The sequence below is a fragment of the Streptomyces callyspongiae genome (assembly GCF_047200695.1).
GTDB lineage: Bacteria > Actinomycetota > Actinomycetes > Streptomycetales > Streptomycetaceae > Streptomyces.
Genome location: NZ_JBJZOM010000004.1, coordinates 268152 through 286358, shown reverse-complemented (window position 1 = coordinate 286358; position 18207 = coordinate 268152). Strand labels below are relative to the sequence as shown.

Annotated in this window: 8 protein-coding genes; 5 read left to right on the top strand and 3 right to left on the bottom strand. The window is 71.7% G+C overall.

Translation table 11 applies throughout. From position 1 onward, the window contains the following. The first annotated feature begins 27 nt into the window (after positions 1 to 27). Positions 28 to 2838: a preprotein translocase subunit SecA gene (gene secA / locus ACL06G_RS05530; RefSeq protein WP_412787811.1), complete on the top strand. Its 2811-nt coding sequence runs from the start codon at positions 28 to 30 to the stop codon at positions 2836 to 2838. Positions 2839 to 2916: 78 nt separating this feature from the next. Here secA and ACL06G_RS05525 read toward each other — a convergent pair whose 3' ends face one another. Then, positions 2917 to 3384 (bottom strand): Rv3235 family protein, encoded by a 468-nt coding sequence (locus tag ACL06G_RS05525; protein ID WP_412787810.1) that lies wholly within the window; start codon positions 3382 to 3384, stop codon positions 2917 to 2919. Between the two features lie 253 nt (positions 3385 to 3637). On the opposite strand from ACL06G_RS05525, the gene ACL06G_RS05520 reads away from it, so the two are divergent. The 4 genes from ACL06G_RS05520 to ACL06G_RS05505 all read left to right on the top strand — a co-directional run bounded on the left by ACL06G_RS05520 (position 3638) and on the right by ACL06G_RS05505 (position 12740). Then, a complete protein-coding gene (locus ACL06G_RS05520) occupies positions 3638 to 4144 on the top strand; it encodes a DUF6912 family protein (RefSeq protein WP_412787809.1) in 507 nt (168 codons plus the stop codon). A 68-nt stretch (positions 4145 to 4212) separates the two neighbouring features. Then, complete coding sequence (locus ACL06G_RS05515; protein ID WP_412787808.1) at positions 4213 to 4902, top strand: HAD family hydrolase; 690 nt, start codon at positions 4213 to 4215, stop codon at positions 4900 to 4902. A 317-nt stretch (positions 4903 to 5219) separates the two neighbouring features. Next, positions 5220 to 10244: an NAD-glutamate dehydrogenase gene (locus tag ACL06G_RS05510; RefSeq protein WP_412787807.1), complete on the top strand. Its 5025-nt coding sequence runs from the start codon at positions 5220 to 5222 to the stop codon at positions 10242 to 10244. Positions 10245 to 10469: 225 nt separating this feature from the next. Then, positions 10470 to 12740: a bifunctional glycosyltransferase/CDP-glycerol:glycerophosphate glycerophosphotransferase gene (locus ACL06G_RS05505; RefSeq protein ID WP_412787806.1), complete on the top strand. Its 2271-nt coding sequence runs from the start codon at positions 10470 to 10472 to the stop codon at positions 12738 to 12740. Positions 12741 to 12787: 47 nt separating this feature from the next. Here ACL06G_RS05505 and ACL06G_RS05500 read toward each other — a convergent pair whose 3' ends face one another. Both ACL06G_RS05500 and ACL06G_RS05495 read right to left on the bottom strand, forming a co-directional pair. Continuing rightward, entirely contained in the window at positions 12788 to 16447 is a 3660-nt protein-coding gene (locus ACL06G_RS05500) for a CDP-glycerol glycerophosphotransferase family protein (protein WP_412835505.1), read from the bottom strand. After that, positions 16423 to 18099, bottom strand: a complete 1677-nt coding sequence (locus tag ACL06G_RS05495) for a hypothetical protein (protein ID WP_412835504.1) — start codon at positions 18097 to 18099, stop codon at positions 16423 to 16425. The genes ACL06G_RS05500 and ACL06G_RS05495 overlap by 25 nt, the downstream gene beginning before the upstream one ends. Between the last annotated feature and the right edge of the window lie 108 nt (positions 18100 to 18207).

Here is an 18207-nt window from a genome sequence, read left to right as displayed (position 1 = left end):
GGCCCGACCGGCAAGGAGTCACCCTACGTGTCCGTCTTCGGCAAGCTCATGCGCGCAGGTGAAGGAAAGATCCTGCGCAAGCTGGACCGCATCGCGCGGCAGGTGAATTCCATCGAAGAGGACTTCGTCGATCTCTCCGATGCCGAGCTCCGGGCCCTCACCGAGGAGTACCAGGAGCGGTACGCCGGCGGCGAGAGCCTCGACGACCTGATGCCCGAGGCCTTCGCGACCGTCCGTGAGGCGGCCAAGCGGGTCCTCGGCCAGCGCCACTACGACGTCCAGGTCATGGGCGGCGCCGCCCTGCACCTGGGGTACGTGGCGGAGATGAAGACCGGTGAGGGCAAGACCCTCGTCGGTACGCTCCCCGCGTACCTCAACGCCCTCTCCGGCGACGGCGTGCACATCATCACCGTCAACGACTACCTGGCCGAGCGCGACTCCGAGTGGATGGGCCGGGTCCATCAGTTCCTCGGTCTCAGCGTCGGCTGCATCCTGGCGAACATGACGCCGGCCCAGCGTCGTGAGCAGTACGCCTGCGACATCACCTACGGCACCAACAACGAGTTCGGCTTCGACTACCTGCGCGACAACATGGCCTGGTCGCAGGACGAACTGGTGCAGCGCGGCCACAACTTCGCGATCGTCGACGAGGTGGACTCCATCCTCGTCGACGAGGCCCGGACCCCGCTGATCATCTCCGGGCCGGCCGACCAGGCGACGAAGTGGTACAGCGACTTCGCCAAGCTGGTGAAGCGCCTGGAGAAGGGCGAGGCGGGCGATCCGCGCCTCGGCGTGCCGGAGACCGGTGACTACGAGGTCGACGAGAAGAAGCGCACGGTCGGCATCCACGAGTCCGGCGTGGCCAAGGTCGAGGACTGGCTGGGCATCGACAACCTCTACGAGTCGGTCAACACTCCGCTGGTCGGGTACCTCAACAACGCGATCAAGGCCAAGGAGCTCTACAAGAACGACAAGGACTACGTCGTCATGGACGGCGAAGTCATGATCGTCGACGAGCACACCGGCCGTATCCTCGCGGGCCGCCGCTACAACGAGGGCATGCACCAGGCGATCGAGGCCAAGGAGCAGGTCGAGATCAAGGACGAGAACCAGACTCTCGCCACCATCACGCTCCAGAACTTCTTCCGCCTCTACAACACGCTCTCCGGCATGACGGGTACCGCCATGACGGAGGCGGCGGAGTTCCACCAGATCTACAAGCTCGGTGTGGTCCCCATCCCGACCCACCGCCCGCTGGCCCGCGTCGACCAGGCCGACCTGATCTACCGCACCGAGGTCGCCAAGTTCGACGCCGTGGTGGACGACATCGCCGAGAAGTACGAGAAGGGCCAGCCGGTCCTGGTGGGCACCACCTCGGTCGAGAAGTCGGAGTACCTCTCCAAGCAGCTCAACAAGCGCGGAGTCCGGCACGAGGTCCTCAACGCCAAGCAGCACGACCGCGAGGCCGTGATCGTCGCGCAGGCCGGCCGCAAGGGAGCCGTCACCGTCGCCACCAACATGGCCGGGCGCGGTACCGACATCAAGCTGGGCGGCAACCCGGACGACATCGCCGAGCGCGAGCTCCGCGCCAAGGGGCTGGACCCGGTCGAGCACGCCGAGGAGTGGTCGGCTGCCCTGCCGGCCGCGCTGGAACGTGCCGAGAAGGCCGTCGAGGCCGAGTTCGAAGAGGTCAAGGAACTCGGCGGCCTGTACGTGCTGGGCACCGAGCGGCACGAGTCGCGGCGCATCGACAACCAGTTGCGCGGTCGTTCCGGCCGGCAGGGCGACCCGGGCGAGTCCCGCTTCTACCTGTCGCTCGGCGACGACCTGATGCGTCTGTTCAAGGCGCAGATGGTCGAACGCGTCATGGCGATGGCCAACGTGCCGGACGACGTCCCGATCGAGAACAAGATGGTCACCCGCGCCATCGCCTCCGCCCAGTCGCAGGTGGAGCAGCAGAACTTCGAGATCCGGAAGAACGTCCTCAAGTACGACGAGGTGCTCAACCGGCAGCGCGAGGTCATCTACGGCGAGCGCCGCCGCGTCCTGGAGGGCGAGGACCTGCACGAGCAGGTGCGGCACTTCATGGACGACACCATCGAGGCCTACGTCGAGGCGGAGACCTCCGAGGGCTTCGCCGAGGACTGGGACCTCGACCGGCTGTGGGGGGCTTTCAAGCAGCTCTACCCCGTCCAGGTCACCATCGAGGAGCTGGAGGAGGCCGCCGGCGATCTGGCGGGCATCACCTCCGACTTCCTCGCCGAGTCGGTCAAGGACGACATCCACGAGCAGTACGACAAGCGCGAGGAGGAGCTCGGCTCCGAGATCATGCGCGAGCTGGAGCGCCGGGTCGTGCTGTCCGTCCTCGACCGCAAGTGGCGCGAGCACCTCTACGAGATGGACTACCTCCAGGAGGGCATCGGCCTGCGTGCCATGGCCCAGAAGGACCCGCTGGTCGAGTACCAGAGGGAGGGCTACGACATGTTCCAGGCCATGATGGACGGCATCAAGGAGGAGTCCGTCGGCTACCTGTTCAACCTGGAGGTCCAGGTCGAGCGGCAGGTCGAGGAGGTCCCGGTCTCCGAGCGCAAGGAGGCCGAGGAGCCCCGGCAGAAGGAGGCCGTGCCCGCGGGCGCCGCCCCCGAGATCAGGGCGAAGGGGCTGGACGGCCCGCAGCGCCCGGACCGGCTGCACTTCTCGGCCCCGACGGCCGAGGGCGGCGTCGTGGAGGGCGAGATGGACACGGGTCACGAGGGGCCCGCGCGGTCCAGCGCCGACGGCCTGACGCGCGCCGAGCGCCGGAAGGCGCAGAAGGGCGGTCGCCGCCGCAAGAAGTGACCGGCCGCCGGTCGTGTTCTCCGGGTCCGCGCCCCGCCGGGGCGCGGACCCGTTCCGTGCCCCGGCGGGGCGCGCGCGTCAGGCCAGTTCGACGGCGGAGCACCGCCACCGGCGGTCCTCACCCGCCTCCAGCCGGAACGCCAGGGCCCGGCTGCGCCCGCCCGTCGCGATCCGGGCGCAGGCCTCGACCACCTCGCCGCCCACACGTCTGCCGTGGACGCTCGCCACCACCGCGGTCCTGCGGTCCGCTCCGCGCGGCACCAGGGGTGCCGTCGCGGCCAGCGCGCACACCTGGTCGTAGGCGACGCCCCGCAGATGTCCGAGCAGGGCGTGCACGGGACGACGGCCGCTGAGGACCAGGACGAGTTGTTCGGCGAACCAGCGGTGCGCGGACGGCCGGCGGGCCGTTCCCGATGTGGCGCGGACGCCGGGACCCCGGGGGTCGCGGCGGGAAGGGGGACCGTTGCGGGCTCCGCTGCGGCGCGTCGGGCGCCGCGGGACGGCAGGTTCCGGGACGGCTGTACCAAGGGCGTGCGTGCTGGTCATGGACCTTCCCCCGATCCGTTCGGGCCCGTCCCGCGGACGGGCTCTACCAGTGAGTAGCTTCGCGTGACTCCGGTTCTAGCTGCGTTCGGTGACGAAGGGCAACGCACGGTGAGCTGACGGTTCCGCACTCTCCGATTCACCTATCCGAGGGAAGTGTGGTGGGTCCGCGCGCTCCGGTAGGCGAGGGCGCGGGTGAACCCCGGACCGTATGCTGACGGGGCAGTTCGTACGGCGACACACGAAAGCGGCAGCCATGCGTGTCTATCTCCCCCTGACCCTGCCCGCCCTGGCGGCGGCGCGTCGCTCCGGCGAACTGGCCGCCGGACCGGTCGACGCCTACGCCGTGACGCCCGGCCTGCGCGAGTGGTACGTCTCCGACGACCTGGAGGAGCTGGAGTACGCCGCGCTCAACCGGGCCGCGCAGGCCTCGCTGCGCCTGCTGGCGGGCGACCCGGACGCGCCCCGCGTACGCGTCGTGGTGGCGGTCGACGTCCCCGACCGCAGTGCCTCCGCGGACCCGGACCGCAGCCTGGACCGGGCCGCACTCGGAGAGGTGCGGGTCCAGGGCCCGGTGCCGCTCTCCAAGGCCGCCGCGGTCCACGTCGACGCCGCCGAGGCCCGCGCGGACGTCACGGCGGCCGCCGACGCGCTGGGGGCGGCGGACATGGGCGACGAGGACGCCCGCTTCGTGGTCGACGGCGCCGAGGACCACGAACTGCTGTGGTTCGCCACCCAGGAGATCGACTCCCTGCTGGACTGACGTCGCGGGGGCCGGCCGCCGCCCCGCTCCGTGGCCCGCTGTCACACCCGGGGCGTACCGTGCTCGACATGGCTTCCCCCGATCAGGCAGGTCCCACCCACATCGTCTGGGACTGGAACGGCACGCTGCTCCACGACATCCACGCCGTGCTGGACGCCACCAACGCGGCGTTCGCCGAGACCGGCCTGCCCGCCCTCACCCTGGAGCGCTACCGGGAGCTCTACTGCGTCCCGGTGCCGCGGTTCTACGAGCGGCTGATCGGGCGGCTCCCCACAGACGAGGAGTGGGAGACCATGGACGCGCTGTTCCACCACCACTACTGGGCGCGCGCCGACGACCTGGGCCTGACCGAGGGGGCGGAGGAACTGCTCGCCGCCCGCGATGCCGCGGGCCACACCCAATCGCTGTGCTCGCTCGCGCCCCACGACAGACTCCTGCCGCTCGTCCGCACCCACGGCATCGATCGCCACTTCCTCCGCGTGGACGGATCCACCGGCGACAACAACGGCGGCAAGGCGGGCCAGATGGCGCGCCACCTGGCGGCACTGGACGGGGTCGACTCCGACCGCACGGTGGTGATCGGCGACGCCGTCGACGACGCCCTCGCCGCGGCGCACGTCGGAGCGCGAGCGGTGCTGTACACCGGCGGATCGCACAGCCGGACGAGTCTCGCGGAGGCCGGCGTCCCGGTGGTGGACACCCTGGCGGAGGCCGTGGAGGCGGCCGACCGCATCGCCGCGGGGGAGCGCCACCTCTGACCCCCGCCCGACGCCGCAGCAAGGCCTGCGGTTTCGTCCATACCGGCAGGGTTCCCGCCCGGTTTTTTGTACACCGTCCCAAACGGTCGTCGGGGTGGAAGCGGTAGCGTGGGGCGCGTGATCAGCGCAATACCCGCCGAGGGCGCTGCAGCCCTCGCCCCGTCCCCGCGGTGCGGTCGCACCGCGGGCGCCGCTGATCGTCGCACCCTGCGGGACGCCGGTCGCACGGCACTTCAGTGGACATCCCGCGCTGCGCGCGACGTCCCGCGTTCACCACACCGACGTCACGCAACGGCGCGCGACAGGAGTCAGAGGACATGCAGACCAAGCTGGACGAAGCCAAGGCCGATCGGCTCGCCGAGGCTGTTCGAGTAGCCGAGCAGAGCCCGCTCGGGGGCCGGAAGACGAAGGGCCTGCGTGACGAGGCCCTCGCCGCGTATCTCCAGCGCTACTACCTGCACACCGCCCCGGAGGACCTCACCGACCGGGACCCCATCGACATCCTCGGCGCGGCCCTCGCCCACCACGGGCTGGCCCAGGACCGCCCGCAGGGCACCGCCAACGTCCGGGTGTACACCCCCGCCGTCGACGAGAACGGCTGGGCCTGCACGCACACGGTCGTCGAGGTCGTCACCGACGACATGCCCTTCCTCGTCGACTCCGTCACCAACGAGCTCTCCCGCGAGGGGCGCGGCATCCACGTCGTCGTCCACCCGCAGATGATCGTCCGGCGCGATGTCGCCGGCACCCTGCTGGAGGTGCTCGACGCGGGCCGCGACCCGCACTCCCCGGCGGCGGCCACCCACGACCCGGAGGACCTGCCGCAGGACGCGGTCACCGAGTCGTGGATCCACGTCGAGATCGACCGCGAGACCGACCGCGAGGACCTCCAGCAGATCCGGGAGCGGCTGCGCGGCGTACTGTCCGACGTCCGCGAGGCGGTCGAGGACTGGCGGAAGATGCGGGAGACCGCGCTGGCCCTCGCCGACGGCCTGGTGGACGAACCCGCTGCATCGGACCTGCGGGAGGGCGAGGTCGAGGAGGCACGCGAGCTGCTGCGCTGGCTCGCGGACGACCACTTCACCTTCCTCGGATACCGCGAGTACGAGCTGGAGGGCGACCACGAGGGGGACGGCGAACTGCTCCTGGCCGCCAGGCCCGGCACCGGTCTGGGCATCCTCCGCTCCGACCCCCAGCAGGTCGACGACGAGGGGCGCCCGCTCTCGCCGTCCTTCAACCGCCTCCCCGCCGACGCGCGCGCCAAGGCCCGCGAGCACAACCTGCTGATCCTGACCAAGGCGAACAGCCGCGCCACGGTGCACCGCCGTTCCTACCTCGACTACGTCGGGGTGAAGAAGTTCGACGCCGACGGCAACGTCGTCGGTGAGCGGCGCTTCCTCGGCCTGTTCTCCTCGGCCGCCTACACCGAGTCCGTGCGCCGGGTACCGGTGATCAAGCGCAAGGTCTTCGAGGTGCTGTCCTCCGCGGGCTTCACCCCGGACAGCCACGACGGCCGTGACCTCCTCCAGATCCTGGAGACCTACCCGCGGGACGAGCTGTTCCAGACCCCGGTGGACGAACTGCGCAGCATCGTCACCTCGGTGCTGTACCTGCAGGAGCGCCGCCGCCTCCGGCTCTACCTGCGGCAGGAGGAGTACGGACGCTACTACTCCGCGCTGGTCTATCTGCCGCGCGACCGGTACACCACCGCGGTGCGGCTGCGGCTCATCGACATCCTCAAGGAGGAACTGGGCGGCAACAGCGTCGACTTCACCGCCTGGAACACCGAGTCCATCCTCTCCCGCCTGCACTTCGTCATCCGGGTGAAGCCCGGAAGTGCCCTCACGGAGATGGCGGACGAGGAGGTCGACCGCATCGAGAGCCGCCTCGCGGAGGCGGCCCGTTCCTGGGCGGACGGCTTCACCGAGGCGCTGACCGCCGAGTGCGGCGAGGAGGAGGGCGCCAAGCTCGCCCACCGCTACGCCAACGCCTTCCCCGAGGGCTACAAGGCGGACTTCCCGCCGCGTGCCGCCGTTGCCGACCTGCAGTACATCCACAAGCTGCGCGGTGGGTACGGCGAGGTACGCGGATCGGGGGAGCCGCGGGACGCGGGGGGAACGGGACGAACGGAGGAAGAGGCCCCCGACTTCGCCCTCAGCCTGTACGAGCCGGTGGGTGCCGTACCGGGCGAGCGCCGCTTCAAGATCTACCGCACCGGCGAGCCGGTGTCGCTGTCCGCCGTGCTGCCCGTGCTGCAGGCACTCGGCGTCGAAGTGGTCGACGAACGCCCGTACGAACTGCGCGGCTCCGACAGCAGCCGGGCGTGGATCTACGACTTCGGGCTGCGGATGCCGTCCGCCCAGGGCACGGTCTTCGGCGACGACGCCCGTGAGCGCTTCCAGGAGGCCTTCGCGGCCGTGTGGACCGGCCGCGCGGAGAACGACGGCTTCAACACGCTCGTCATCACCGCCGGCCTGACCTGGCGCCAGGCCATGGTGCTCCGGTCGTACGCCAAGTACCTGCGGCAGGCCGGCGCCATGTTCAGCCAGGACTACATGGAGGACACCCTCCGGAACAACGTGCACACCACGCGCCTGCTGGTGAACCTCTTCGAGGCGCGCCTGTCGCCGGAGCGCACCCGTGCCGGGCTCGAGCTGATCGACGCCATGCACGAGGAGCTGGACGCCGCACTCGACGAGGTCGCCAGCCTCGACGAGGACCGCATCCTGCGCTCCTTCCTCACCGTCATCGACGCGACGCTGCGCACCAACTACTTCCAGCGGGACTCCCGGGGCGAGCCGCACGCCTACGTGTCGATGAAGCTCGACCCGCAGCAGATCCCGGAGCTGCCCGCGCCCCGCCCCGCCTACGAGATCTGGGTGTACTCGCCGCGTGTGGAGGGCGTGCACCTGCGCTTCGGCAAGGTCGCCCGCGGAGGTCTGCGGTGGTCGGACCGCCGGGAGGACTTCCGCACCGAGATCCTGGGCCTGGTGAAGGCGCAGGAGGTCAAGAACACCGTGATCGTGCCGGTGGGCGCCAAGGGCGGATTCGTCGGCAAGCAGCTGCCGGACCCGGCGAAGGACCGCGACGCCTGGCAGGCCGAGGGGATCGCCTGCTACCGGACCTTCATCTCCGGCCTGCTCGACATCACCGACAACCTGGTCGCCGGCGAGGTCGAGCACCCCCGGGACGTGGTCCGGCACGACGAACCCGACACCTACCTGGTGGTCGCCGCCGACAAGGGCACCGCGAAGTTCTCCGACATCGCCAACGAAGTGGCCGTCGCCTACGGTTTCTGGCTCGGCGACGCCTTCGCGTCCGGCGGATCGGCGGGCTACGACCACAAGGGCATGGGCATCACCGCCAAGGGCGCCTGGGAGTCGGTGAAGCGGCACTTCCGCGAGCTGGGCCACGACACCCAGACCCAGGACTTCACCGCCGTCGGTGTCGGCGACATGTCCGGCGACGTGTTCGGCAACGGCATGCTGCTCTCCGAGCACATCCGCCTGGTCGCCGCCTTCGACCACCGGCACATCTTCCTGGACCCGGAGCCGGACGCCGCGACCTCGTACGCCGAGCGGCGGCGCATGTTCGAACTCCCGCGCTCCTCGTGGGAGGACTACGACCGCAGCCTCATCTCCGCGGGCGGCGGCGTCCACCCGCGCAGTGCCAAGTCCATCCCGATCACGCCGCAGGTGCGCAAGGCCCTGGGCATCGAGTCGGGTGTGAGCAAGATGACCCCCGCCGACCTGATGCGGGCCATCCTCAGCGCTCCCGTGGACCTGCTCTGGAACGGCGGGATCGGCACCTACGTCAAAGCCTCCACCGAGTCGGACGCCGACGTCGGCGACAAGGCGAACGACGCCATCCGCGTCGACGGCCAGGACCTGCGGGTCCGGGTGGTCGGTGAGGGCGGCAACCTCGGCCTGACCCAGCTGGGCCGCATCGAGTTCGCAGCCCAGGGCGGCCGGATCAACACCGACGCGATCGACAACAGCGCCGGAGTCGACACCTCGGACCACGAGGTCAACATCAAGATCCTGCTGAACTCGGTGGTCGGTGCCGGCGATCTGACCGTGAAGCAGCGCAACGCCCTGCTGGCCGAGATGGAGGCCGAGGTCGGTGCCCTGGTGCTGCGCAACAACTACGCGCAGAACGCCGCACTGGCCAACTCCCTCGCACAGGCCCCGAGCCTGCTCCACGCCCACCAGCGGCACATGCGCCGCCTGGTCAGGGAGGGCAAGCTCGACCGCCAGCTGGAGTTCCTGCCCGGCGAGAAGCAGATCCGGGAACGCCTCGCCAACGGCCAGGGGCTGACACAGCCGGAGCTCGCCGTGATGCTCGCCTACACCAAGATCGTGGTGACCGAGGACCTGGCCACCGGCGACCTGGCCGACGATCCGTACCTGCAGCGGCTCGCGATGGCCTACTTCCCGCAGGCCCTGTGCGAGCGCTTCGCACCCGAGATCGAGGGCCACGCGCTGCGCCGCGAGATCGTCACGACGCTGCTGGTCAACGACACGATCAACACCGGTGGCTCGACGCTCGTCCACCGCATGAAGGAGGAGAGCGGAGCCTCCACGGAGGAGATCGTCCGGGCGCACACCGCGGCCCGCGCGATCTTCGGCCTGGCCGAGATCTGGGACGAGGTGGAGTCCCTGGACAACGTGGTGCCGGCCGCCGTCCAGACCCGGATCCGGCTGCACTCCCGCCGACTGGTGGAGCGGGGCACCCGCTGGCTGCTGAACAACCGTCCGCAGCCGCTGCAACTGACCGAGACGATCGACCTGTTCGGCGACCGTGTGGCGACGGTCTGGGCGGAGCTGCCCAAGCTGCTCAAGGGCGACGACCTGGAGTGGCACGGGAAGGTGCACGACGAGCTCGTCGAGGAGGGTGTCCCCGCCGAACTGGCGATGAAGGTGGCCGGATTCTCCGCTGCCTTCCCCGCGCTCGACGTGGTGGCGGTCGCCGAGCGGACCGGGACCGAGCTGCTGGACGTCGCCGAGGTCTACTACGACCTCGCCGACCGGCTGGACATCACGCAGCTCCAGGAGCGTGTGGGTGAGCTGCCCCGCGCGGATCGCTGGCAGTCGATGGCACGAGCAGCGATCCGGGAGGATCTGTACGCTGCTCACCAGCTGCTGACCGCCGACGTGCTGGCGGCCGCGGACGGTTCGGTGACCGCCGCGCAACGCTTCGCCTCGTGGGAGGAGAAGAACTCCGCCATCCTGCACCGTGCCCGCGCCACGTTGGAGGAGATCCACGCCTCGGAGTCGTTCGACCTGGCCAATCTCTCGGTGGCCATGCGGACGATGCGTACGTTGCTGCGCAGCAATCGGTGATTCCGGAGCGGGTGTCGTCCTTTCGGGCGACACCCGCCCGTGCGTCCCCGATCGTGGGGAGACGGTCAGCCGCCGTGCGGATGGTGTGGTCGTTGTGGGACGGTACGGGTCCGGAAGGTATGCGGGCAGCGTCACGGCAATGCCGCTGTGCGACGATCTACCCGTAACCCGCTCGTCCGCTATCGTTCCACTGTTCGATCGAATCCGATGGGAAATTCGGAGATCATGCCTCGTCTCACCATCGTCGTGCCCGTGTTCAAGGTCCAGGGCTACATCCGCGAATGCCTGGACTCGATCCTCCGCCAGTCCTTCACCGACCTCGAGGTGATCGCGGTGGACGACTGCTCCCCCGACGGCAGCGGTCGCATCCTCGACGAGTACGCCGAGCGTGACAGCCGAGTGACCGTCCTCCACCTGGCGGAGAACGTCGGGCTCGGGCGTGCCAGAAACGCGGGCGTCGAGAAGGCTACGGGCGACTACATCCTGTTTCTCGACAGTGACGACACGTACATCGAGGGCGCGCTGGAGGCGATCGCCCGGCAGCTCGACGCCTGCGAGGACCCGGACGTGCTGGTCTTCGACCACGTCCGTTCCTACTGGTGGAACGTCGTCCGCCCCAGCATGTTCGGCGAGCAGCTGACCGCGGCGGGCACGCGTACGGCGAGCGTCACCGAGGACCCGGAGCTCCTGAACCTCTTCGCGGTGGCCTGGAACAAGGCGTTCCGCCGGGACTTCTACCTGGAGAACGGACTCACCTTCCTGCCCGGCCTCTACGAGGACGCGCCGTTCGCCTACGAGGCCATGATCACTGCCGAGCGCATCGGCTGCCTCGGCCGCGCCTGCGTCGACTACCGGCAGCGGTACCAGGGCGCGATCACCCGTTCTCCGGGCAAGAAGCATTTCGACATCTTTCCGCAGTACGCGTCGCTGTTCGCCTTCCTCGACGAACGGCCGCACCTGAACCACCTGCGCCCGCACCTGTTCGAGCGCATGATCAACCACTTCGTGTTCTGCCTGGGCCGCCCCGACCGGGTGCGTCCCTCCGACCGGCCGCAGTACTTCCGCAAGGCGGCGAAGTTCTACCGCACCTACCGTCCCGAGGGCTTCGAGCCGCCGGCCGGCCGCGCCGGTCTGGGCACGCGGATGATCGGCACCGGTTCGTACCTGCTGTTCGCCTCGCTGCAGACGGCGAAGAACGTCCGCCGTCGCGCCCTGCAGTCCAAGCAACGGTGGAAGAAGCGGGTCGGCACCGCCGTCTACCGCGGGTTCTACCGCCTGCAGCGCAGGCTGCCGATCGACGAGAACCTCGCGGTGTACAGCTCGTACTGGGACCGCGGCGTGCGGTGCAACCCGGCCGCCATCGAGGCCTCGGCGAAGGAGCTCGCCCCGCACCTGCGCAGCGTGTGGGTGGTGCGCCGCGAGTCCGTGCCGGAGGTGCCGAAGGGCACCGACTACGTGATTCCGCGCAGCGTGCGCTACTGGAAGGTCATGGCCCGGGCGAAGTACCTGGTCAACAACGTCAACTTCCCGGACTTCGTCGTGAAGCGCGAGGGCCAGGTCCATCTCCAGACCCACCACGGCACGCCGCTCAAGCGCATGGGTCTGGACCAGCAGCCGTTCCCGGCGGCCGCGGCCAACATGAGCTTCCGGCGGCTGCTGCAGCGCGCCGCCCGCTGGGACTACAGCGTGTCGTCGAACCCGCACTCCACCGAGATGTGGGACCGGGTCTACCCCTGCCCGTACGAGCACCTCGAGGCGGGCTACCCGCGCAACGACGTGTACTCGACCGCCACCGACGAGGACGTCCTCGCCCTCCGCGAGAAGCTGGGCATCCCGCGCGACCGGATCGCCCTGCTCTACGCGCCCACCATGCGCGACTACCGCAAGGGCTTCGTGCCGGAACTCGACCTGGCACGCATGGTCAAGGAGCTGGGCGACCGGTTCGTCCTCCTGGTGCGGACGCACTACTTCTACGGCCAGGACCCTCGCCTGGACGAGCTCCAGCAGCGGGGTCTGCTGCTGGACGTGTCCGCCCACGACAGCGTGGAGGAGCTCAGCATGGCGTCCGACGCGCTGATCACGGACTACTCGTCGATCATGTTCGACTACGCCAACCTGGACCGGCCGATCATCACCTACGCGCCGGACTGGGAGGCCTACCGGGCCGCCCGCGGCGTGTACTTCGACCTGCTCTCCGGCAAGCCGGGCGAGACCCCCGGCGCCGTGGCCAGGAACGAGGACGAGCTGATCTCGGTCTTCACCTCCGGCGAGTGGCGGGGCGAGGCCGCGGCGGCGCTGCGTGCCGCCTTCCGTGAGCGGTTCTGCCCGTTCGACGACGGACTGGCCGCCGAGCGGGTCGTCCGCCGCGTGTTCCTCGGCGAGGAGGTGGACGCGCTGCCGGCCGTCGTGCCCGTGGCGGACCGGCGCCCGCCCCGTTCGGCCCACCACGACGAGGTGGCCTCCTCCTCGGACCGTCCCACGGCGGCCGGCGTCTGAGAGTCGTCCGTCCGTAGCCCGGAGGGCCGGGCGCGGGAGGCTGCACCTCAGCCTCCCGCGCCCGGCCCTCCGAGCATCCGGTCCGCGACGCGGGCCGCCGCGGTGCCGTCGTCCAGGTCGCAGAAGGAACGCCGGAACTCCGCGTACATCTCGTGGTGCGCGACCGCGACCGCGTCGACGTCCCGCAGCGCCGCGATCAGCTCCTGCGAGGAGGACAGCAGCGGCCCCGGCGCCCGCTGCTCGAAGTCGAAGTAGAAGCCGCGCAGCTCGTCCCGGTAGTGCTCCAGGTCGTAGGTGTGGAAGAGCATCGGGCGCCCGGTGTGCGCGAAGTCGAACATCAGGGACGAGTAGTCGGTGACCAGCACGTCCGCGATCAGCAGGAGCTCCGCCACGTCGGGGTGTGCGGACACGTCGCGCACGAAGCCGTCCCCGGTGCCCGGCACGCTGTCGGCCACCAGGTAATGCTTGCGCACCAGCAGCACGTGGTCGTCACCGAGGGCCGCGCGGGCCGCCGCGAGGTCCAGTCGCAGGTCGAACCGGCAGTTCGACCGGTCGTAGCGGTCGTCGTCGCGCCAGGTCGGGGCGTACAGGACGACGCGTCTCCCCTCGGGGACACCCAGCGAGCGCCGCACCTCCTCGGCACGCTTCTCGCGGTCGGTGGCGTACAGCACGTCGTTCCGCGGGTATCCGCACTCCAGGACCTCACCCTCGTAGCCGAAGGCGCGGCGGAGGATCGGGGTGCTGAAGCGGTTGGGGGAGACCAGGACACTCCACTCCGCGGCGCGGGCGGGCAGCCCGGAGAGGTAGCTCCGGCTGGAGAACGCGGTGTCGGCGAGGTCGAGCCCGATCCGCTTGAGCGGGGTGCCGTGCCAGGTCTGCACCACCGTCTGGCCCTCCCGGCGTGCCAGCCATCGCGGGAAGTGCGTGTTGCCCACCAGCCAGCGGCTCCGGGCGAGCGCCTCGTGCCAGCGGGCGCTTCCCATCACCACGGGCTCGGCGCCCGGCGGCACGTGCGCCTGCCCGTCGCGCACCGCCCACAGGTGCTCGACGTCCGTACCCCGCCGCAGCAGTTCCTCGTGGACGGCGCGCGGGGAGTCCGAGTACTGGCGCCCGTCGAAGCTCTCGTAGAGCACGGCGTCCCGGAGCGGCAGCGCACGGGCGGCCGGATAGTGCACGCTGCTCAGCCGATGCTGGCTGTACGCGCCCCGGTCCTGGGGCGGGAGGTCCGAGCCGGACCTCACGAACAGCCGGTCGTGGTAGCGGCGCTCGGCGGTGAAGGTGCGTGCGGAGGGGCCGGTGACCGGGTGGTCCTGCGGAAGGGTCTCCAGGAGGGCCGGGGACAGCCGCAGCGGTACGTCGTGCTCCCGGGTGTCGGCGCCGGAATCCCGGAGGAACGGGTACCAGTTGCCCTGACGCAGCGGCAGACCGCCCGGCGCAGCGTCGGCCGGCCACAACCGGCTGGTGAACCGCTCACCGGTTCTGACGACGGCCGCGGTCACCTCCTGCCGGTGGCCGCTGTGCTGCCACACCAGCTCCGGCGCGCCGGTCACGGCACGGGGGAGGGTGCCCTCCAGGACGAGTGCCCCCGCCGCGTCCCAGCGCAGCGCGTCGGCCACCGGCGGCACGGCACGGCCCGTCAGGCCGAGGTGGCCGTGCGGCTCCGGTCCCGCGTACACCTCCCGCGCGAGGCCCACCGGACCCTCGACGTCCGGCAAGGGGCTCGCGAGCGGCTCCGTGCCGGACGGCACGACGATGCGGCAGGTGGTGCCGTCCTCCAGCACCAGCGTCAGCCGCCACCGTTCGCTGCCCCGCGGCACCGGGCCGGTCCCGGCCTGCCCGGGGGAGCCCGGCAGGGAGGCGAGAGGAATGCGGGTCGTGCAGCGGACCCACCGTTCGGTCCCGCCGGTCTCCTCGGCAGGGACGACGGGGTGCTCCTGCTCGGGACCGGCCCCCAGGTGGGTGACGCGCAGCGTCCTGGCCCGGTGCGGATTCCGTACGTCCACGGTCAGTTCGAGGATCCCGTCCACGACCCGCCGGTCCGCGAGCCGGGCGAGAGTCTCCTCCACCAGGATCCGCAGTCTGCCGCTGCCGAACGTCACCAGAGCCCGGCGGTCGCCGGGGAGTTCGTGCACGGGGGGTTGGGCTCCGGAACCCTCGGCGCCGGGCAGGACGCCCCCGCTGCGGACCAGGCCGCCCGTGACCGTGCCGAGGCACACCGTCCAGGCGACGCTGCGCCGCCCGCCGTCGAGAGCGCGGGCGAGGCGCCGCGGATCGACCACGACCTCGAACCCGGAGGCGTCGTAGGAGCAGGTGCGCTGCTGGGAGGCGCGGGTCGCCTCCGGTGCGGGGACGGTGCGCACCCGGAGCGGGATCCGTCGCCCGCTCCCGTCTCCCCGACGCAACCAGCCGAACTTCCGGGAGCGTTCCGGGCGTTCGGCCGGGGCGGACGGGATGTAGGCGTACCCCCGCAGCAGCAGGGTGTCGTCCGGCTGCCACCGCGCCGTGCCCAGACGTGCCTCCAGCACCTGTTCGCCGGAGCGGACGCGACCGAGGCGCCGCGGCAGTTCGATGCGCATGCCGTCCGGCCGCGGGTAGCCCACCGTGCGGCGGCCGCCCCGCCGCACCACGGGGAGGACCTGCGGGTTCTCCAGGTCGAACGCGAGCACGCTGAGCACGTCGTCGAGCCGTCCCTGGCGGAGCAGGTACCACACGGCACGGGTCGACATCGGCAGCGCTGTGAGCACGGCGGGGTCGATCCGGGAGGCGAACGCCCCGGCGAGCCGGGCGAACTCGGCCCGGAAGCGGTCGTCCGCCTCGGGCAGCGCCGCCACGAGAGGTGCCAGATCGGTGGTGATCACAGCGGTGTCGAAGTGCCGCTTGTCCGGGTTCCGGCGGCGGCCGGTACGGCCCCGGGACGCGCCGTGCACGGCAAGGAAGCGGCTCACCGCGTCGAGGGCGGCGACCCGCTCGCACATGGCCGCGAGGGCCTCCGGGCCCCGCTGCCGTCTCGTTCCGGCACCGCTGCGTCCAAGTCCGTCGTCGGCGTTCCGGCGGTGGAGCACCGTGCCGGCCACGACGTCCACCGCTTCGGCGAGGAAGTGGGCGGGCAGCACGAACCGCACGTCCGTCCCGCCCGCTTCCTCCTCCCAGCGCAGCGCGTGGCGTTCGAGGAAGGCGCGGCGGAACACCTTGGTGCCGGCGAGCCGGTCGCGGGTGAGTCCGCGGTGCCGGGTGATGTGCGTGGCGGGGCGGTCGCGGTCGAGGGGCTTTCCCAGGAGCGGTGTCCGGCCGGGGCCGTCGTTGCCGAGGCGCACGGCGTTGCCGGTGGCCAGGTCCGAGCCGGTCTCCTCGAGGCTCTCCAGCAGACGGCGGTACCCCGCCGGCGGCACGCTGTCCTCGGCATCCAGGAAGGCCACGTAGCGGCCGGCGGGGTCGGTGTGCCGCAGCCCGGCGTTGCGGGCCGCGCCCAGCCGCCCGGGCACCGTGGTGGGTGCGGGGGAGACCCGCACCGTCCGGAACCGCGCGTCGCCGGCCGTGGCCTCCTCCGCCGCGGCGAGGACCGCTTCGGACGTCGTCCCGTCGTCCACCAGGACGGCCTCCAGGGTCTCGACCTGCTGGGCGGCCAGGGACTCCAGACACTCCCGGACCTGGGGGGCGGTCCCGCCCAGCGGCACGACGACGCTCAGCCGTGCGTTCTCGATGTGCACGTTCTCTCCTCGGGGCGGATGCCGATCGAGTGCTCAACCGCTCCGGCGCGTCGATGGTCACCCTGCACGCTCCCTACGGGTGAGTCCGAGAGGCGTGCTGCCGTCGCCCGTGCCCATGCCCGCAGGTGCGGGAGGCGTTCCGGAACGGTGACGGCGCTGCGGTGGACGTAGTCGCCGCCCGGGCCCTGCCGGAGCAGTGGGCGGTAGCCGTGATCGGCGAGTCGCTCGGCGGTCAGTCCGGTGGCTGCCGCCTCCGAGGGGTCGACGTGCACGAACTCCGGGCGGGCGCGCACGAAAAGGTAGCGGCGCAGCGCCGCGGTGTCGTCCGCGGCCCGTGCGGCGGCGACGCGGGCGTCGGACCGGCCGTGCAGGTCGAGGACCTGCTGCGCGCCGAACACGGCGGTTCCGCCGGAGGAGGCGAGGGCGACGGTACTGTGCTCCAGCCCGAGCCGGCCGGCGTACGCGGCGAACATGCGGCCGTACCGGGCCTCGGTGAAGCACAGCGTGTCCGTGCGGGCGTCATGAGCGGGCGAGCCGGTCGCCGCCTCCGTGAGGCAGGCGCCCAGCGCCAGGGAGGCCACGACCACGCCTCGCGGCAGACGCCGCACGGTGCCGTGCCCGGCCGGCACCCGGAGGGTCGTGGGCGCGAGGAGGACGAGAAGGACGAGGAGGACGCCGGCGGCGAGGAGCGCCACGCGGGGGAGCAGGGCGATGCCGGGCAGCAGCAGCCCTGTCCCGGCCGCGGCGGCCGCGAGGCGCACGGGAGTCTTGAACCGCGGCGCGCCGGTGGCGCCGAGCAGCACCGCACCGGCTGCGGCGGCCGCCCAGTGCGTCGGCGGGAACGCCTCGCCGGGCAGCCCCACCGCCGGCAGCGCCGCCGGGGGCCATACGGCACCGCAGGTCGCCGCCCACGCGGCGGCGTGGGCCGCGGCACTGCGCAGCGCCTCACGGGCGTCGCGGCGGCCGGCTCGGCACAGCAGGGCGACGGGGCCCACGGCCCCGAGGACGGGAGCGGCCGGGGACGCGGGCAGCGCCAGCCCGGCGAGGCCGGCGAGCGTCCCTGCCGCGGCGGCGGTCCAGGGGGAGGGCGGGCGTCCCGCGGGGGCCGGTTCCGTCGTGGCGAGCAGTACCGCGGTGACCGCCAGCAGGGAGAGGGCGCCGCCGGTCCCGGAGAAGAGCCACGCCAGCGCGGGCGGGCAGGAGGCGCAGACCGCGCCGGCCCCGAGGGCGAAGGGCCAGGCGCTCCGGCCGTGCACGGCGCGCACCGCGCGGGTGGCCGCCAGCAGGGCGGCCGCGAAGCACAGCAGGGCGGGCGCGCCGGGGTACCACGCGCCGGGGGTGTCCAGCCCCAGTTCGTGTCCCACTGTCAGCAGGTGCAGCCAGGCCGTCGAGGCGGCCGGTACCGGGGTGCCGGAGACGGTTCCGCCCACCGCGCCGTCCGAGAACGCGGGCTCACCCGCCTGTGCCAGCGCGACGCCGGCGTCGTCCGTGAGCCACGGCCCCAGTCGGAACGCCTGCACGCCGACGGCCGCGGTGCCCAGGGCGACCGCGGCCGTCTCCGCGCCGTGCGTCCGCCACCGGAGGAGGGTCCGGTGCCGGGCGCCGGTGGCGCGGGTGGTGTCGGGCTCGGACACGACGGGCGAATCGTCCATGTCCGGCCCAACTGCACGGGGGTCGGCAGGTTACTCTCCCCAGTCCTGCCCTTCCCCCGTGTCGGTGAGGGGGCCCGAGCGTTCGGCGCGTGCGGGCCCCCGGGGTGC

Bases quoted from the DNA above. Each gene is read 5' to 3' on its own strand.
- ACL06G_RS05525 (WP_412787810.1), bottom strand. From the start codon at position 3,384: ATGACCAGCACGCACGCCCTTGGTACAGCCGTCCCGGAACCTGCCGTC.
- ACL06G_RS05520 (WP_412787809.1), top strand. From the start codon at position 3,638: ATGCGTGTCTATCTCCCCCTGACCCTGCCCGCCCTGGCGGCGGCGCGT.
- ACL06G_RS05515 (WP_412787808.1), top strand. From the start codon at position 4,213: ATGGCTTCCCCCGATCAGGCAGGTCCCACCCACATCGTCTGGGACTGG.
- ACL06G_RS05510 (WP_412787807.1), top strand. From the start codon at position 5,220: ATGCAGACCAAGCTGGACGAAGCCAAGGCCGATCGGCTCGCCGAGGCT.
- ACL06G_RS05505 (WP_412787806.1), top strand. From the start codon at position 10,470: ATGCCTCGTCTCACCATCGTCGTGCCCGTGTTCAAGGTCCAGGGCTAC.
- ACL06G_RS05495 (WP_412835504.1), bottom strand. From the start codon at position 18,099: ATGGACGATTCGCCCGTCGTGTCCGAGCCCGACACCACCCGCGCCACC.